Source organism: Mycobacterium sp. NGS40 (assembly GCF_059812735.1).
Map to the genome: position 1 here is coordinate 266,146 of NZ_JCALDG010000004.1, position 14,255 is coordinate 280,400.

At 65.2% G+C, this 14,255-nt stretch carries 15 protein-coding genes; 7 read left to right on the forward strand and 8 right to left on the reverse strand.

Annotated elements, in window-relative coordinates; translation table 11 throughout:
* Position 1 precedes the first annotated feature (1 nt).
* The 4 genes from AC5Y5O_RS08935 to AC5Y5O_RS08950 all read left to right on the forward strand — a co-directional run bounded on the left by AC5Y5O_RS08935 (position 2) and on the right by AC5Y5O_RS08950 (position 4,901).
* Entirely contained in the window at positions 2-1,168 is a 1,167-nt protein-coding gene (locus AC5Y5O_RS08935) for a virulence factor Mce family protein (RefSeq protein WP_096288262.1), read from the forward strand.
* Positions 1,162-2,712 carry an MCE family protein gene (locus tag AC5Y5O_RS08940; protein WP_500024715.1) on the forward strand — a complete coding sequence of 517 codons (1,551 nt, stop codon included), beginning with the start codon at positions 1,162-1,164 and terminating at the stop codon, positions 2,710-2,712. The genes AC5Y5O_RS08935 and AC5Y5O_RS08940 overlap by 7 nt, the downstream gene beginning before the upstream one ends.
* Before the next feature lie 239 nt (positions 2,713-2,951).
* Entirely contained in the window at positions 2,952-3,464 is a 513-nt protein-coding gene (locus AC5Y5O_RS08945) for a type II toxin-antitoxin system Phd/YefM family antitoxin (protein ID WP_096288266.1), read from the forward strand.
* A gap of 108 nt (positions 3,465-3,572) precedes the next feature.
* The gene (locus AC5Y5O_RS08950) at positions 3,573-4,901 is read left to right on the forward strand and encodes an acyltransferase family protein (RefSeq protein WP_500024717.1); all 1,329 of its coding nucleotides are present in this window, start codon (positions 3,573-3,575) and stop codon (positions 4,899-4,901) included.
* 47 nt (positions 4,902-4,948) lie between these two features.
* On the opposite strand, the gene AC5Y5O_RS08955 is transcribed toward AC5Y5O_RS08950, so the two are convergent.
* Positions 4,949-5,599: a TetR/AcrR family transcriptional regulator gene (locus tag AC5Y5O_RS08955; protein WP_096288270.1), complete on the reverse strand. Its 651-nt coding sequence runs from the start codon at positions 5,597-5,599 to the stop codon at positions 4,949-4,951.
* Positions 5,600-5,681: 82 nt separating this feature from the next.
* Between AC5Y5O_RS08955 and AC5Y5O_RS08960 the strand changes: the two genes are divergently transcribed.
* The 3 genes from AC5Y5O_RS08960 to mhpA are packed head-to-tail and all read left to right on the forward strand — an operon-like array spanning position 5,682 to position 9,303.
* Positions 5,682-6,815, forward strand: a complete 1,134-nt coding sequence (locus AC5Y5O_RS08960) for a VOC family protein (protein ID WP_500024720.1) — start codon at positions 5,682-5,684, stop codon at positions 6,813-6,815.
* Positions 6,812-7,747, forward strand: coding sequence for a fumarylacetoacetate hydrolase family protein (locus AC5Y5O_RS08965; RefSeq protein ID WP_096288274.1), 936 nt, complete (start codon positions 6,812-6,814; stop codon positions 7,745-7,747). The genes AC5Y5O_RS08960 and AC5Y5O_RS08965 overlap by 4 nt, the downstream gene beginning before the upstream one ends.
* Positions 7,744-9,303, forward strand: coding sequence for a bifunctional 3-(3-hydroxy-phenyl)propionate/3-hydroxycinnamic acid hydroxylase MhpA (gene mhpA / locus AC5Y5O_RS08970; protein ID WP_500024722.1), 1,560 nt, complete (start codon positions 7,744-7,746; stop codon positions 9,301-9,303). The genes AC5Y5O_RS08965 and mhpA overlap by 4 nt, the downstream gene beginning before the upstream one ends.
* Here the strand turns inward: mhpA and AC5Y5O_RS08975 are convergent.
* The 7 genes from AC5Y5O_RS08975 to AC5Y5O_RS09005 form a co-directional block, all read right to left on the reverse strand.
* Positions 9,275-10,168 carry a universal stress protein gene (locus AC5Y5O_RS08975; protein WP_096288278.1) on the reverse strand — a complete coding sequence of 298 codons (894 nt, stop codon included), beginning with the start codon at positions 10,166-10,168 and terminating at the stop codon, positions 9,275-9,277. The genes mhpA and AC5Y5O_RS08975 overlap by 29 nt on opposite strands.
* A 97-nt stretch (positions 10,169-10,265) precedes the next feature.
* Positions 10,266-11,180 carry a formate/nitrite transporter family protein gene (locus tag AC5Y5O_RS08980; protein WP_500024724.1) on the reverse strand — a complete coding sequence of 305 codons (915 nt, stop codon included), beginning with the start codon at positions 11,178-11,180 and terminating at the stop codon, positions 10,266-10,268.
* Complete coding sequence (locus tag AC5Y5O_RS08985) at positions 11,177-11,446, reverse strand: hypothetical protein (protein ID WP_096288282.1); 270 nt, start codon at positions 11,444-11,446, stop codon at positions 11,177-11,179. The genes AC5Y5O_RS08980 and AC5Y5O_RS08985 overlap by 4 nt, the downstream gene beginning before the upstream one ends.
* Positions 11,443-12,057 carry an RNA polymerase sigma factor gene (locus AC5Y5O_RS08990; RefSeq protein ID WP_500024726.1) on the reverse strand — a complete coding sequence of 205 codons (615 nt, stop codon included), beginning with the start codon at positions 12,055-12,057 and terminating at the stop codon, positions 11,443-11,445. Before AC5Y5O_RS08990 ends, AC5Y5O_RS08985 begins: the two co-directional genes overlap by 4 nt.
* A 10-nt stretch (positions 12,058-12,067) precedes the next feature.
* Positions 12,068-13,135, reverse strand: a complete 1,068-nt coding sequence (locus AC5Y5O_RS08995; RefSeq protein WP_500024728.1) for an acyl-CoA dehydrogenase family protein — start codon at positions 13,133-13,135, stop codon at positions 12,068-12,070.
* A complete protein-coding gene (cynS, locus tag AC5Y5O_RS09000) occupies positions 13,132-13,608 on the reverse strand; it encodes a cyanase (protein ID WP_096288288.1) in 477 nt (158 codons plus the stop codon). Before cynS ends, AC5Y5O_RS08995 begins: the two co-directional genes overlap by 4 nt.
* 17 nt (positions 13,609-13,625) lie before the next feature.
* Positions 13,626-14,150, reverse strand: coding sequence for an OsmC family protein (locus AC5Y5O_RS09005; protein WP_096288290.1), 525 nt, complete (start codon positions 14,148-14,150; stop codon positions 13,626-13,628).
* Positions 14,151-14,255: the final 105 nt, after the last annotated feature.

A 14,255-nucleotide genomic window follows, 5' to 3' on the forward strand; every position in this document is an offset into this window, starting at 1 on the left:
GTTGCGCACGTGGGCTTCTCGCAGTCGCCACCGCGCGTGGCAGGGGCTAGCTCTGCTCGCGGCCGCAGTGACGCTGACGTCGTGCTCGAAGTGGCACGGAATCGCGAATATCCCGATGCCCGGGGGCCCGGGGAGCGGGCCCGGCTCCTACACCGTCTACGTCCAGATGCCCGACACGCTGGCGCTGAACGACAATAGCCGGGTTCGGGTGGCCGACGTCTTTGTCGGCACGGTGCGCGCGATCCAGCTGAAGAATTGGGTCGCCACGCTGACGCTGCGTCTGGACAAGAACGTCAAGTTGCCCAAGAACGCCACCGCCAAGATCGGGCAGACAAGTCTCCTGGGTTCTCAACATATTGAGCTGACCTCCCCGCCCAACCCGTCCGCAGAGCCGCTCAGGGACGGCGACACCATCCCGCTGAAGAATTCGTTCGCCTACCCCACGACCGAGCAGACCCTGGCCAGTCTGGCGCTGATCCTGCGCGGCGGGGGTATCCCGAACCTCGAAGTGCTGCAGAACGAGGTCTACAACATCCTCAATGGGCGGGCCGAGCAGATCCACTCCTTCCTGGGCAAGCTCGACACCTTCACCGCCCGACTCGACGAGCAACGCGAGGACATCACTGCAGCGATCGATTCCACCGACCGATTGTTGGCGTACGTGAGCTCGCGCTCGGATGTCTTGGATCGGGTCCTCACCGAGTTCCCGCCGCTGTTAAAGCATTTCGCCGACAAGCAGAAACTTCTGGTTGATGCGGTCGACTCGACAGGACGGCTGAGCGCAGTTGCCGACCAATATCTTTCCGGCTCGCGAAGCGACCTGCATTCCGACCTGCTGTCGCTGCAATGCCCGTTGCGCGAACTCGGCCGGGCCTCGCCGTATCTGATCCGCGCCCTCAAGCTGATCCTCGTGCGGCCCTTCGACGTCGACGCCGTGCCGAAGTCGTTCCGCGGCGACTACTTCAACCTTTCGCTGACGCTCGACCTGACCCTCAGCTCGGTCGACAACGCAATCCTCACCGGGACCGGTTTCTCCGGAGGGCTGCGCGCGCTCGAGCAGTCGTGGGGCCGTGACCCCGAAACGATGATCCCCGACGTCCGATACACGCCGAACCCCAACGATGCCCCGGGCGGTCCGCTGGTCGAAAGGGCGGATAGGCAATGTTGACGCGCTTCATCTGGCGCCAGTTGATCATCTTCAGCATTCTCAGCGTGATCACGGCAATTGCCTTGGGGTGGTACTACTTGCAGATTCCCACCGCGGCGGGGATTGGCCGGTACACGCTGAAGGCGGACCTGCCGGCATCGGGCGGTCTGTACAAGACCGCCAACGTGACTTACCGCGGTGAAACCATCGGCACCGTGACCGCGGTCGAACCGACCGAGACGGGCGCGCGAGTGACCATGAGTATCGCCGACAGCTACAAGATCCCGATTGACGCGTCGGCGAACGTACATTCGGTGTCGGCGGTCGGTGAGCAGTATCTGGATCTGGTGTCGTCGGGCAACCCGGGCACGTACTTCGCGCCGGGACAGACGGTTACCAAGGGCACCGTGCCCACCGAGATCGGGCCGGCGGTGGACGCGGCGAACCGCGGGCTGGCCGCCCTGCCCAAGGAGAAAATCGCCGCCCTGCTTGACGAAACAGCGCAAGCGGTAGGAGGTTTGGGCCCCGCGCTGCAACGCCTGGTCGATGCGACGCAGGCGATCGCCGGCGACTTCAAGACCAACCTCGGCGACGTCGACGACATCATTGAAAACTCCGGGCCGATCATCGACAGCCAGGTCGATTCGGGTGACTCGATCCGGCGCTGGTCGCACAATCTGGACATCCTGGCCGCCCAGAGCGCGGAAAACGACCAGCGGGTGCAAAGCATTTTGACCCACGCCGCGCCGACCGCCGATCAGGTCGATGCGGTCTTCAACGACGTAAGGGAGTCGCTGCCGCAGACACTGGCGAATCTCGAGATCGTGTGGGACATGCTCAAGCGCTACCACAAAGGCGTCGAGCAACTGCTGGTCGCATATCCCCAGGGCGCAGCGGAAGGCCAGACGGTGACGACGCCTTTCCCGGGCTACGCCGCGCTGGGCACCTCGCTGACGATCAACCAACCCCCGCCGTGCCTGACCGGCTTTCTCCCGGCATCGCAGTGGCGGTCGCCGGCCGATACCAGCCTGGCGCCGATGCCATCCGGAACGTATTGCAAGATCCCGCAGGACGCTCCGGCCAACGCCGTTCGCGGAGCACGCAACCTCCCGTGTGTCGACGTCCCCGGCAAGCGCGCCGCGACCCCCCGGGAGTGCCGCGACCCCAAACCCTACGTTCCGGCGGGAACCAACCCCTGGTACGGCGACCCGAACCAAATCCTGACCTGCCCGGCGCCCGCGGCGCGCTGCGACCAGCCGGTGAAACCCGGCCAGGTGATGCCCGCGCCGTCGATCGACAACGGCCTCAACCCGGCGCCTTCCGACCGGGTAGCGGGAACACCGCCTCCGATCAGCGATGTCCTGCAGCGGCCGGGATCGGGGACCGTGCAATGCAATGGGCAACAGCCGAATCCCTGCGTCTACACTCCCGGCGCCCCTCCCCCGGCCGTCTACCGCCCACAAAGCGGTGAACTGGTGGGACCCGACGGTGTCAAATACTCCGTCCAAAATTCGGCCAAAACGGGAGACGACGGCTGGAAGGACATGCTCGCACCACCCGGCTGAGCCCCATGTTGCGTCAATCTCCCTTATTCACAGCGCTTTTCAAGAACAATCGTCCAGCCCTCAACGTCGTCGTGCTGGTTTCCTCAATTCAGCGCCGAGTACGGCAGAATCGTTGACACTGACCGCACGTACAGTCATATACTGGCGGTCGACGGTCGGCTCCGTCAATCGGAGCGTGTCGCGGCTTTGCGCCCAGCCCGGCGCAACGCACCGCGGATGCAGACCGAGATCGGAGCGAAATGCGGGAAGTGATTGGCCTAGGCCAACTCCGGAGCAACGCGTGTGCGTATCTGGAGCAGGTAGCCGCCGGGGAGACTATCGACGTCGTCCGTCGCGGCAAGGTGGTGGCCCGGATCGTGCCAGTCGGCGACTGGCGGGTGGCTCCGATTCCCGCACGCTCTGCCACGGTCGTGGCACCGGACGCCGGCGGCTGGGTCGGGCTGGACGAACTGCGAACGCGCGCCGGGCGGTGCCTCGATCGGGTCGCCGGCGGGGAGACGATTTGTGTCGTCCGAGGCGGCAGGTTGCTGGCGCGGATCGTGCCGGCGGGTGATTCGAGGATGATCCCGACCACGGCGGACGCTGGCCGACGGATCGAACTCGGCGAACTGCGAAAGCGCGCGGGGCGTTATTTCGACAGGGTTGCCGCTGGGCAGACGATCGAGGTGGTCCGGGGTGGCAAGCTGGTTGCCCAGATCGTGTCAGCCGATGGCGACACCGCCGAATCGCTGGAGCTGCACCACGCGCTGTGAAAATCGGCGCGCCGCAACCACATAATTTCCACCAGCTGATCTCCGATGCGGCTTGACCGCGAACGGGTACCGTGGCGCTGTGTATCCGCTCGAGCTTCGCGCGACCTGATGGACCAGGCAGACACCCCGCGTCCGGACCGCAATCTGGCAGTGGATTACTACCGCGTCTCGGGCGTGATCCTGATCGTGCTGGGACACTGGCTGGCCGGATCCGTGACCTACCATGACGGTCAATTCGGACGGCAGAATCCGCTCGTCGACATGCCCTGGACACAGTGGCTGACCTGGCCGTTTCAGGCGGTCCCGGTGTTCTTCCTGGTGGCCGGTTATGCGGGTGCGGTGTCCTGGACGCATCACCGCGAAAGCGGCGGGGTGTCGCGCCAGGCCTGGCTTCGGCGCCGGCTCGCGCGGGTTCTGGGCCCGACCGTCGTTTACGTCGCGCTGGTCTCGGCGATCGTGGTGGCTGCCGCGGCCTACGGTGTCGGCGGCTCGCTACTGGAATATGCGGGCTGGGCGGTGGCGATGCACTTGTGGTTCCTCGCCGTTTACGTCTTGGTGGTTTCGCTGACTCCGATTGCGATTGCCGCACAACGCCGTTGGGGGCTGTGGGTGCCGGTAGTGGTCGCCGTGGCGGTCACCGTGGTGGACACCACGTTGAAGCGGGGGCCGTTGCACGACCTCGGCTGGCTGAACTACTTGTTCTGTTGGGGAACTCTGTATCAGCTCGGCATCGCTTGGCATGGTGGGCTGTTGGCCGGCCGTAGGCCCCTGCTGCTCGCCACCGGATCTGCTATCGCACTCGCACTCCTGATCTGGCTGGCGCGCTATCCGGTCAGCATGATCGGCGTTCCCGGCCAGGCCGTGCAGAACACCTCACCCCCGACGGTCGCCATGCTCGCATTCGGCTGTGCGCAGGCCGGAATCGCGATGGCGGCCGCCCCGGCGCTCAATCGCATCCTGCGCGCGGGCGCGATCCGGCGAGTGCTCGCCGTCGGCAACAACAACGTGATGGCCCTCTATCTGTGGCACATGATTCCCGTCGTGATCGTGGCCCTCGTCTGTTACCCGGCCGGCTTGCTGATGCAACCCGCGGAGGGCACGGCGCAGTGGTGGCTGGGCCGGCTGCAATGGGTTGCCATCCTGGGACTCGTGACGGCGGTCGAGATGATGCTGTTGTGGTGGGGACGGCGCCTGTTCGCCGCTCCACTCCCCCTGCTCGGAATTCCACTGCCGCAGCGCTGGGCCGAACCGGTCATGGTGCTGGGAGCCGTGCTCGCGGCATATGGCCTCGAGTTCGTCGCCGCCGACGGGTTCGCCCCGGACGGGCACTTTGCCCGGGTTACGGTCGGGGTCTTCGCGGTCGGCACGCTCCTGGTGGCGCTTCGTCCCAAACAGGTCAGCCCGCGACCCGCGGCGCCCGCGACGACGACAGGTTGAGCGCCGGCGACGATCACTCGTCGACGTGACGCCGATTTACGACTGACCTAGCCTTGGCTGAACGCGTCGGGCAGCGGACGCCGACAAACGTCGCGGGCCTCGTCGGCCCCCAACCCGAACAGGCGCAGCACATTTTCGGTGACGGTGTCGGCCGCACGCGCGTCATCGCGGCCCGGGTCGTCGCGCAGTAGCTTTCCGAGCCCGAGCAGTGCACCGCCGGCCATGGCGAGGGCGAGTTCCGGGTCGTCGACGTCGAACCTGCCCGCATCGACGCCGGCCTTGATATCGCGCAGCGCCCGGGGAGCCAGGCCGCGGTCGGACGATAGCAACGCGGGCCCATGCGCGAGCAGAATCTCGCTCTCCTGGGGTCGTTGACGAAATAGCCGACCGGTCAGCCGGAAACTGGCGGCGAAGATTTCCGCCGGATCGTCGATCGATTCGGTCAGCCGGTCCAGCATCGCCCCGTGGGCATCGAGCACGTCGGCGACCGCGGCCTCGAACAACTCCTCCTTGGTGCCAAAGTGGTTGTAAAAGGAACCCATTCCGACGTCGGCGGCCTGGGTGATCTCGAGCACCGGCACGTTGAGCTTGCCCTCGGCGATCAATCGCTGCGCCGCCTGGATCAGCGCCGCCCGGGTGCGCTGCTTGCGCCGCTCCAGCCGATTGGGCGGAGCGGCCTCCTCCGGCATCGCGCTCATCTCACAAAGTATGCATCACTTTTGAGGATTTCGTCAGATACCTTGACTGAGCATTGTCTCGTATGTGACGATTTCGTCAGTTATGTTTACTCAAGCCAGCACCACGCACCGGGAACTGCACAGCGAGCAGGGCGCACTCCCGGGTGAACCGAGCGGCCGGTCCCGGAACCCGGTGATCAAGGTCGTCGACATCGCATGGCTCGAGTTCGAGAAGCCGGAACTGCTCCGCGCCGAGGCATTCGCGCGAGCCTTCGGGTTTCACACGGCACAGCGCAGCCCGGACGAAATCCAGCTCCGTGGGACCCGGACGGGTGCACCCTGTGTGATCGTGCGGCGCGGTCCCCGAACCCGGTTCACCGGCGCGGCCTTTCGGGCCGGCGACGAGGCCGACGTGTTGCGCCTGGCCGACGCGTGCGGCACCCGCGCGCGGCCGCTGCCGGATTCCCTCGGCGGCGTGACGGTCGACCTGGCCGACCCCGGCGGCATGCCGGTCCGGGTGGTCGCCGGCACGCACGAGCTGCCGGAACTGCCGAGTCAGCAGCCTCACACGTTCAACTTCGGAGACCACCCGCAGCGGATCAACGCCGGCCAGCGCCCGGCACGGGTGCCCGCCCGAGTGCAACGGCTGGGTCACCTGGTGCTGCAGACCACGAAGTACGTCGAAACTCTGAACTGGTATCTGGACAATCTGGGGATGGTCGTCAGCGACTTCCTGTTCTTTCCGGGTCAGCGCGAGCGCGGACCGACCATGAGCTTCATCCGGTGCGATCGAGGAGCGACCCCCGCCGATCACCACACGCTGGCGCTGGCTCTGGGTCCGGCGAACCGCTACGTCCATTCCGCTTATCAGGTCAGCGATCTCGATGCCCTGGCCGCGGGCGGCGAATACTTGCACGAGCGTGGCTACTTTCGGTCGTGGGGAATCGGCAGGCACATCCAGGGCAGCCAGATCTTCGACTATTGGCGCGATCCCGACGGATTTCTGGTCGAGCACTTCGCCGACGGAGACCTGTTCGACAACACCGTCGAACCCGGCTGGGCACCGTTTCGCGCGTCCGGCTTGGCCCAGTGGGGACCGGCAGCGACCAAAGACTTTTTAGGAACTGATCTGAAATCGGCTCGCCACGAACTGGTTTCGATAATCACCGCGCTGCGTGCCCGCAACGAGTTCGACATCAGCCGCCTCATCGGCCTACTGAAAGTACCCACATCATGACCGTTTCCGTCCTGCGTACTGCCGAAGCCTGGTGGCTCAAAACCGGGACGGGTGCGGCCAAGATCGACACCGCGGCGACCACGACCGGCGCGCTGCTGGCGGATCGAGCGGCGATCGAAGCCGCCGCGCACACCGACACCGTCTCGGTGGCCGACCTCCCGTTGCTCTCGCCGGTGACCCGGCCGTGCCGAGTAGTGGCTCAAATGACCAACTTCGAGTCGCACGTCAGGGACGCGGGCATGGACCCAGCATCGGTTCCGCTGACGTTCTTTCGCAAGGCCTCGGCATCGATCACCGGTCCGTTCGACGAGATCGTCAAACCGCCGCACGTTCAGTTGCTCGACTACGAGGTGGAAATCGGGTTGGTGATCGGGCGCGCAATCCCGGTCGGCACCACCATTTCCGAGGCGAACTTGGCCGAGTTCATCGCCGGATTGGTGGTCACCAACGATGTTTCGGCGCGTGACGTCCAGCTTCCGCAAACCCAGTTCTACGAGGCCAAGTCGTATCCGACGTTCACCCCGGTGGGACCGGAGCTGGTGTTGCTGACGGCCGACGAGCTCGCCCGCTTCGGCGATCTGCGGCTGCGTCTGAGCGTCAACGGCGTCGAACGGCAGAACGCGCTGGTAGACGGGGATATGTTGTATCGGCCGCTGCAAGCTCTGCAGTCACTCACCCAGTTCCAGGAACTCGCCCCCGGCGACTTGGTGCTCACCGGCACCCCGGCCGGCACCGCGCTCAGCGCTCCACCCAAGCCGCTGGCGATGATCGGGAACCTGCTGCCGACCTCCCTCAAGTGGAAGGTGTTCTTCAGTCGTCAGGCCGGCAACCCGAATTATCTGCGACACGGGGACGTCGTCGAGGCGTCGGTCGCCACCGATGACGGAGCCATCGACCTCGGGGCGCAGCGCAACACAGTCCGATTCGATTGAGCACTAAGGCAATTCGGCGCGTTCCCGTCGTGATCGTCGGCGCCGGACCTACCGGCATCACCGCCGCCACATTGTTGGCTCAGTACGGCGTCGACAACCTGATCCTCGATCGCTGGCGCGGCGTCTATCAACAACCGCGCGCCGTCCATCTGGACGACGAGATTTACCGGATTATCGCCCGGCTCGGCATCGCCGACGAATTCGCCGCCATTTCCCGGCCGACGCTGGGCTTGCGATTGCTCGACCGTCGTCTTCGCGTCCTCGCCGAGTTCACTCGCGACACCGCCCGCAGCCGCAATGGATTTCCGCAGGCCAACATGTTCGACCAACCGGAGTTGGAGGCACTACTGCGGTCAAACCTCAAGCGACGCCCGCAGGCTCAACTGCGCGGCGACGCCGAGGTTACCGATGTGACCGACACCGGCGAATACGTGCGCGTCACCTTCACCGACCGCACCGACGGCACCGTGCACCAGGTCGATGCCGACTACCTGCTGGGCTGCGACGGAGCCAACAGCCTGGTGCGCGCCCAAATAGGCTCAGTGATCAAGGATTTGAACTTTGAACAGCGCTGGCTGGTGGTCGACGTCGCCACCGACACCGACCTGCACCAGTGGGAAGGCGTGCACCAGGTGTGCGATCCGGCGCGCGCGGGCACCTACATGCGCATCGGAGCGTCACGCTACCGCTGGGAGTTTCGGTTGCTCGACGACGAAAGTGCGGACGAATTCGGCACTTTGACTGCCTTGCGGCCGTTGATCACACCTTGGACCGCCGGTGTCGAGGACCACCAGCTGACGCTGCTGCGCGTCGCGGAGTACACGTTTCGCGCCCAGATCGCCGAGCGCTGGCGCCGGGGCAACATCTTCATCCTCGGTGACGCGGCGCACCTCACTCCCCCGTTTATCGGCCAAGGCATGGGAGCCGGGGTACGCGACGCGATGAATCTCGCCTGGAAGATCGCCGGGGTACACCATGGCAATCTTGCTCCTGCCGTTCTGGACACCTATGAGCAGGAACGTAAACCGCACACCCGAAGCCTGATTCGCTTGGCGCTCAACGTCGGTCGTGCGATGACCGGCGGCGCCCGGGTGGGCGACGCGTTACGCCGCGTGGTGCTGCCCCGGCTGCGGCTGATCCCTGGCCTGCGCGACAAGGTGGTGGACTCCACCACACCGGCACTGTCTTCTTCCGCGCTGGTGGGCAGATCACGCCGGCCCGGCCACCTCGCCGGCACGCTGTGCCCGAACCCGCAGCTGGGCGGTGATCAGCGGCTCGACGAGGTGTTGGGAAGCGGCTTCGGCCTGATCACCACCCGCAGCCCGAGTGCCGCCGATGAAGCCGCGCTGGCGCGGCGCGGCTTCATCGTGCTGGTTGCCCAGCCAGGCGACGAGCTGGCGCGTTGGCTGCGCGAGGGCCACGCCACCGCCGCGCTCATCCGCCCGGATCGGACGGTCATGCGCGCGGGGCGCGACGTCTGCGCACTGTGCGCATGGGCATGTGACGTCGTGAATGGCCGATTCGGTCCTACACCTGCGTCGGCCGCGCAACGATGACCGGCACCAACACCGAATGCAGGACGGTATTGCTGACCGATCCCAGGATCAGGCCGGTGAGACCACCGCGGCCGTGACTGCCCACCACCACCAGCTGCGCTTCCAGAGACTTCGTCTGTTGAATGATCTGTTGGGCCGGCAGGTCCCGAGCCAGGAGACGGCGCACGGTGACATCGGGATACTGTTCGTGCCAACCGGCCAGCCTTTCGGTGAGGCTGCGCTCGGCCTCGGCCTCGACCGACTCCCAGTCGAATGCTGGAAGTTCGAGGATTGCGACATCACTCCATGCATGCAGCGCCACCAGATCGACTCCCCGATGAGACGCTTGATCGAACGCGATCGCCGTTGCGAGTTCCGACGCCGGTGAACCGTCGATGCCCACCAGAACCGGGCCGCGCTGCGGGTCCGGCACGTCTTCGTCACGGATGACCGCGACCGGGCACTTAGCGTGGCGCACCACGGTTGAACTGACCGAACCGAGCACACCGCGCGCCAGCAGCCCGCGACCCGAGCTGCCGACGACGATCATCTCGGCGTCGTCGGACATCTTGATCAGGGCCAGCGCCGGAGTCGAGTAGACGAACTCCTTGGTAATGGTGACCTTACGGCCTGCCGGCATTGCTTCCTCGGCCAACTTGAATGCGTGAGCGAGTTGCTGGCGGCAATCATCTTCCAGCTTGACCAACAGCGAGTCGGGATAGGGAACCGGCGGCCAGGTCGTGGTGGGAGTCACCACCGCGTGGAAAAGGGTCAGCGGAATGTTGTGCATCGCCGCGTCGCGGGCCGCCCAGACAACGGCGGTGTCCGATGCGGGTGAGCCATCGACCGCAACGACGATACCGAGTGTTTTGACAGGTGCCGACATTTCGTACTCCTTTCGTCAGGAGTAACGCTATTGACCCGCTGGGGGTCGGTCGTGAGGCTTTGGTCCCCAACCACCGGGACTTCAGGACCTTCGCGCTCTAGATCTGGCGCCGTTGCAGGCGCGCGATGCCCCAAAACGGCAGGGCCACGAACAGCGTCCCGCCGACCAGGTTTCCCACGGTGGTGATGCAGATGTCGGTGAGCAGCCCGTCGTCACCGAAGCCCCAGCTGATCCCGCCACGCGGTGCCGCGGGGTGGAAAAGGTTGAGCAGCAACGGAAAGCCGAGAAAGCCGACATTGGCGATCACGTGTTGGGTGCCGCCGATCACGAAGGCGAAGGGGCCGTAGAACGCAAACGCCATTCGTGCGATGTCGCTGCGCGCCTTGAAGTACATGCACATCGCGGTCTGCAGGAACCAGGTGCACGCCACCGCCAGCAGGAACGCCGTCCAGAACGGCTGGCCGGCTTTCAGCGCACCGACGGTAGCCGCCCGCTCGGCGAACGCGCCCAGGTACGGGCCGCCGGCCCCGCCACAGACCGTGACGAATACCAATGCGCCGGCGATGTTGCCGACCAGGCCGACCGATACCAGGAACACGTAAGTTCGCAACCGCATGCTGCGTTTGAGCACCGCGAGGAATCCCGCGGCCATGTCCGCAGTGATCAGCGACATCCCCGATACCAGAATCAGTACGAAGGACATGCCGAACGCCAAGCCCATCAGCAGGCTCCCGATGCCCGGCGTCTTGACGCCGGTGCTCACCACCAATGCCAGCAATACCCCGAACGCCACGAACACGCCGCCGACCAGGGACCGCACGAAGAACGCCCAGGGATGTGCCGCCTTTTCCACGGCCATGGCGGCGACCCGGTCCACCATGGCACCGACGCTGAGCGGCTCGAACGGGTCGTCGCCCAGCCGGCCGATGGCGGCACCAGAAGTCGAGCCGGCCAATGTGCGCTGCATCGGTACTTGTAATTCTCGTTGCGGTGCCCGCGCTTCGATCGTCATCCTTGATCGCCTTCCTTGAAGTTGTTGAGTCCATTGAGGACCCCCGCGATGTGCTCGTCGCTGAGCTTCTCCCCCTCAAAGACGTGGTTGAGCAGAATCTTGAGGTCGAGCATTTGTTGCAGATAGACCAGGCATGGCGGGCAGTCCTCGAGATGTTTGGCGACGATCGGACCCCACTGGTCTGGATCCGAGTCGACGAGATCGTCGACCAGCCGGACGAAATCGACGCAGTCGATCGCGGGAACGGTGTTGTCGTAGATGGTCATTGGCAGTACCGCTTCTCCAGTTCGTTGCGGAGGTTTCCCCGGGCGCGATACAGCAGCGCGCGCTGCGCCTCAGCGGACAGGTCAAGAAGCGTCGCCGCCTCTTCGCTCGAGGTGCCGACAAGGTCGCGCAGGATAATGAGCTGCCGCTGCCGTTCCGGCAATGCGGCCAGGGCCGCCCGCAGGTAGCCGATCAGTTCTTGGGCCACGGTGCGGTCCTCGGGAAGAAAGCGCCGCGACGGCGGAAGACTCCAATGCCCGGCATCGCCGTGGCCGGCGAGATGCATGCGGCCCGACAGCGGATCGGCGTCCGCGTCGGACAGTACCTCGTAGTCGCGGATCCGCGATTCGCGACGCCGATGCCGCGAGGCGGTGTTCTTGACGATTCCGAACAGCCAGGTGCCTACCGAGGAGCGGCCTTCGAAAGACGCCGACGACTGCAAGACCTGGACCCATGCCTCCTGCACCGCTTCTTCGGCTACCGTCGCCGAATTCACCATCGTGCGAGCGAAATTCACCATCGGCCGATGAAAGTCGCGAACCAAAGTGGCCAGCGGAATCCCGCCGACCAGATGCTGAGTGCCCTCCGGTGGCACCGCCACCGGAGTCACCATCGGCCCGAACTCAAGCGCATCTTCCTAGTTCCCAGCACAGTTGCGCTTCCGAGGGCGACTGCACCGGAATGAACGCCGCCTCCCGGTAGCGCCGACTGGCCGAAGTCCGGCTCGCGTACCCCTTGCCGCCGGCTGTCCGGATTTCTAAATCAGCACTAGCACTTGATAATTCAGCGGCGGCGAGGCGCAACGACAGCAGCTGCTTCTTCGTCGGTGACTTCGGCCCGCCGACAGCGCCGGCCAGATTGGCCAATGTCGCCTGTGCCGCGCCAAGCTTGTCCGCGATCGCGTCGACTTCGGCGGTGAACACCGCGTTGACCCCGGTGAGCGCCTGCTTGCTCTGCTCGACGGTGGTCCTGGTCAACCCCAGACACATGGCCGACTGCAGGACCAGGAAAGTCGGTCGCACCGCCTGCAGAAATGCGTCAAAGTCGTTGGACAGCACCTGTTCCGCATTGACGTAGGCGTTTTCCAACTTCAGGTACGACGAGGCGGTGCTTCCCATGGCCAACAGGTTGAAGTGATCGCCGATCACAACGCCCGGGGTGTCCAGCCGAAGCGCGACGATCAGCTTCTCGCCCGCGTCGCTGCGCGCCGCGGTGATCATCGTCGAGTCGGGATAGAGGTTGCTGGCCCACCGCAGCGAACCGCTCAGCCGATAGCCTCCGTCGACCGGAGCGGCGGTCAGCTCCAGGCTGCCGCAGCCGGCTGCCTCCTTGAAAGCCGACGCCATTCCGCTCACACCCAGCGTGGTTCCGGAAAGCAGCGACTCGGCCGCCGTGCGGCCGAATGGCGTTGCAGCCGTGAGTAAATACTCCACGGCCATCCGGTTGGCCCACACGGAGAATCCCGTGCTCATGCACTCGGCGGAGATACCGCCGATCACATCGGCCATCTGCGGGAGCTGTCCATCGTTGTTCCCCGGGGCGCCGAGGCCGAGCAGGCCGGCGGCACCGAGCCGAGTGAAGCTGCGGCGAGCGGTCTCCTCGCCGCGGTCCAGCGCGCCGGCGTGGGCACGAATGTCTTCCAGCAGCTCCGGATCGAGCCGCTGGACTGCGGCGTCCACGGTTGCGGTCACGCCAGTGCCTCCTGTTCGGTGTGTCTCCAGCTGTAGTCAAGGAATTTGCCGTCAAACGTCACGATCACCCGGTCGCCTGCCGGGTCGGGACGGCGTTGCACATCCAACTGAAAGTTGATGGCGCTCATGATCCCGTCGCCGAACTCCTCGTGAATCAACTCCTTGAGCGCGGGCCCGTACACGGACAGCGCTTCGAGGAATCGGTAAATCGTCGGATCGTACGCGGGCACGTCGCCGCTTCCCCGGTACGGCGCCAGCTGCAAGACGGCGACCGCCTCCTCATCGAGGTCGAGAAGCGACGCCACCGTCGAGGCATCCTGCGCCGAGAGGGGATGTTGTCCAAGCAGCGCCGCAACAGTCCACACCCGGTCCTTGCCGATCGCCTCGGCGATCTTCGTCCAACTCAGCCCGCGCTTGAACCGAGTCAACCTGATGACCTCGCCGAGGTCCGTCTTGGTCAATCTATGTGTCACGGTCGGCTCCTTGCGGACTAGTCGATGACTAGGGTCGAGTCGACGCTTGCCGGGCGGCGGAACGTGTTCACCACGGGCGACCAGGCGATGGCGTTGTCGTGGATCTGCTTGAGCGTCTCGTCGTCGGTATCTCCGGCCAACGACACCTTGCAGCGCACCGCGGTGAAGCCGAGAACCTTTCCGTCCGGGGTGTCACCGACTCCCCACACCGCCGAGATGTCGATGTCGCCTTCCATCTCAACTTCGATCTTGGTCAGTCGCACACCGCGGTGCGTGGCATTGGCCAGCATGCCCACCGAGATGCAGGATCCCAAGGCGGCCAAAGCGGTTTCGGAGGGATTGGGTGCGGAGTCGTCACCGAGCAGTGCTGGCGGTTCCCCGACGAGCATTGGTGTGAGGTCGCGCACATAGGTCATGTTGCGAAACCCGGCCTCACAAACAGTTTTAGCCTTCAGTGTCTTCTTTCCGGTGGTGGGGTTTTCCTTGGCATTACAGGACAGCCGGTCGAGCCCTGCAGCGTCGATGACGAGCGCGTCGGTCATAAAGTTTCTCCTTGTAGTTTTCGATCTTCACGGCGTTAGTGCTCGCGCGACACCCGTGCGTGACGGTCGACCGGATTGGTTTACAGAGCCGACACGAAAGATCAC

Excerpts from the sequence above, each read along its gene's own strand:
- AC5Y5O_RS08980 (WP_500024724.1), bottom strand. The coding sequence starts at position 11,180 with ATGACGATCGAAGCGCGGGCACCGCAACGAGAATTACAAGTACCGATG.
- AC5Y5O_RS08940 (WP_500024715.1), top strand. The coding sequence starts at position 1,162 with ATGTTGACGCGCTTCATCTGGCGCCAGTTGATCATCTTCAGCATTCTC.
- AC5Y5O_RS08975 (WP_096288278.1), bottom strand. The coding sequence starts at position 10,168 with ATGTCGGCACCTGTCAAAACACTCGGTATCGTCGTTGCGGTCGATGGC.
- AC5Y5O_RS08960 (WP_500024720.1), top strand. The coding sequence starts at position 5,682 with ATGTTTACTCAAGCCAGCACCACGCACCGGGAACTGCACAGCGAGCAG.
- AC5Y5O_RS08985 (WP_096288282.1), bottom strand. The coding sequence starts at position 11,446 with ATGACCATCTACGACAACACCGTTCCCGCGATCGACTGCGTCGATTTC.
- AC5Y5O_RS08965 (WP_096288274.1), top strand. The coding sequence starts at position 6,812 with ATGACCGTTTCCGTCCTGCGTACTGCCGAAGCCTGGTGGCTCAAAACC.
- AC5Y5O_RS08990 (WP_500024726.1), bottom strand. The coding sequence starts at position 12,057 with ATGGTGACTCCGGTGGCGGTGCCACCGGAGGGCACTCAGCATCTGGTC.
- AC5Y5O_RS08945 (WP_096288266.1), top strand. The coding sequence starts at position 2,952 with ATGCGGGAAGTGATTGGCCTAGGCCAACTCCGGAGCAACGCGTGTGCG.
- AC5Y5O_RS09005 (WP_096288290.1), bottom strand. The coding sequence starts at position 14,150 with ATGACCGACGCGCTCGTCATCGACGCTGCAGGGCTCGACCGGCTGTCC.
- AC5Y5O_RS08950 (WP_500024717.1), top strand. The coding sequence starts at position 3,573 with ATGGACCAGGCAGACACCCCGCGTCCGGACCGCAATCTGGCAGTGGAT.
- AC5Y5O_RS08955 (WP_096288270.1), bottom strand. The coding sequence starts at position 5,599 with ATGAGCGCGATGCCGGAGGAGGCCGCTCCGCCCAATCGGCTGGAGCGG.